Here is a 1,565-nt window from a genome sequence, read left to right as displayed (position 1 = left end):
CTGCCGGGGCTGCATGTCGGGCTGCATCTGGTGGCGATCGAGGGGCCCTCGGTCCTGCCGCACGACGCGATTCCGCTGCTGGTCGGCCGGGGCGGGCAGTTTCCCGGCAACCAGCTCAGGCTGGGCGTCGATTATTTCTTTCGCCCGGCGGTGCGCCGCCAGTTGGCCGCCGAGATCGAGGCGCAATTCGCCGCCTTCGCCCGGACCGGGCTGCGGCTGGACCACGCCAACGCCCACAAGCACATGCACCTGCACCCCACGGTCGGACGGATGATGATCCGCACCGGCCTGCGCTATGGGCTGCGGGCCGTCCGGGTGCCGCTGGAACCGCCCGAACCGCTGATCGCGGCCGGGACCTACAGCGATTCGCTGGGATCGGCGGCGCTGCGCCGCTGGACCGGCCTGCTGCGCCATCAGGCCCGCAGCGCGGGACTGCGCACCAATGACTGGTGCTTCGGCATCGCCTGGAGCGGCCATATGACCGCCGACCGGGTCGCCGCCCTGGCCGCGCACCTGCCCGACGGATTGTCGGAAATCTATTTCCACCCGGCGACTGCGAAGAACGCGCTGCTGAACCGGCTGATGCCGACCTACGACCACCAGGGGGAACTGGCGGCGCTGTGCAGCCCCGGGGTCCGGGCCGGGCTGGCGCACGGCCACGCCACCCTCGCCAACTGGTCGGCCTGACGCGCCAGGGACTCTGTCATGGCGGAGGGTCATGAGGTTCGGCCCCATGACCCTCCGCCATAAGGGCCTTACAGGCTGCCCTTGACCCATTCCTTCAACTGGCTCTTGGGCAGGGCACCGACCTTGGTCGCGGCCGGCTGGCCGTTCTTGAACAGGATCAGGGTCGGAATGCCGCGCACGGCATATTTGTTGGGCGTGGACGGGTTGTCGTCGATATTGACTTTCGCGACCGTCAGCTTGCCCTTCAGTTCAGCGCCGATCTCGTCCAGCGCCGGAGCGATCATCTTGCACGGGCCGCACCATTCGGCCCAGAAATCCACCAGCACAGGCCCCTCGGCCTTCAGGACATCGCTTTCGAAAGTGGCATCGCTGACGGCCACGGTATTTTCGCTCATCTCATTACTCCTTGAGTACCAATGGGGGTTCCAGTGGCGGGTTCCATCTGGACATGGCGCCGGGCCGCCGTGTTTCAAGATTGCCATCCTCCGGGCCCACCCGGGGCCGGGTCGTCCGGAGCATGGCACGCCAGCAGCGAATCGGGCAGTTCCATGATTCGGGCATCTTCGGTCCAGACCAGGGTGCAACGAACCGGCCGATCCGGATAGAGGGCGGACAGCAGCGCGCGATAGGACGCCATCTGCCGCAGATACAGCACCGGGGTCGCCGCCACATCGTCGGGCGGGCGGCGATTCGTCTTGAAATCGCACAGCAGCACCGCATCAGGCAGCACCGCCATGCGATCGACCTGCCCCACGATCACCGCACCGCCCGCGACCCCCGCCACCGGCTGTTCGCCGCGGCTTGCCGGGCCGAACAGCGGGATCAGGGCGGGGTGTTCCATCACCGCCAGCACCTGTCCGGCCAGCCGGGCCTGCTCG

The 1,565-nt window shown here is 68.0% G+C and carries 2 protein-coding genes and 1 pseudogene; 1 reads left to right on the top strand and 2 read right to left on the bottom strand.

Annotated elements, in window-relative coordinates:
• Positions 1–687, top strand: a 687-nt coding sequence (hpnK, locus tag HUK84_RS17625) for a hopanoid biosynthesis-associated protein HpnK (RefSeq protein WP_176641414.1), incomplete at its 5' end; no start/stop codon positions are given.
• Between the two features lie 68 nt (positions 688–755).
• Here the strand turns inward: hpnK and trxA are convergent.
• Both trxA and HUK84_RS17615 read right to left on the bottom strand, forming a co-directional pair.
• Positions 756–1,082 carry a thioredoxin TrxA gene (trxA, locus tag HUK84_RS17620; RefSeq protein ID WP_176641413.1) on the bottom strand — a complete coding sequence of 109 codons (327 nt, stop codon included), beginning with the start codon at positions 1,080–1,082 and terminating at the stop codon, positions 756–758.
• 74 nt (positions 1,083–1,156) lie between these two features.
• A pseudogene (locus HUK84_RS17615) lies at positions 1,157–1,565 on the bottom strand (double-strand break repair helicase AddA); the annotation flags it as partial.

Origin of the sequence: Nguyenibacter vanlangensis (assembly GCF_013376155.1) — a bacterium.
In the GTDB taxonomy this organism is placed as follows: domain Bacteria; phylum Pseudomonadota; class Alphaproteobacteria; order Acetobacterales; family Acetobacteraceae; genus Gluconacetobacter; species Gluconacetobacter vanlangensis.
Note: the sequence above shows the minus strand (reverse complement) of the source record. Positions and strands in the feature narration are given on the sequence as shown.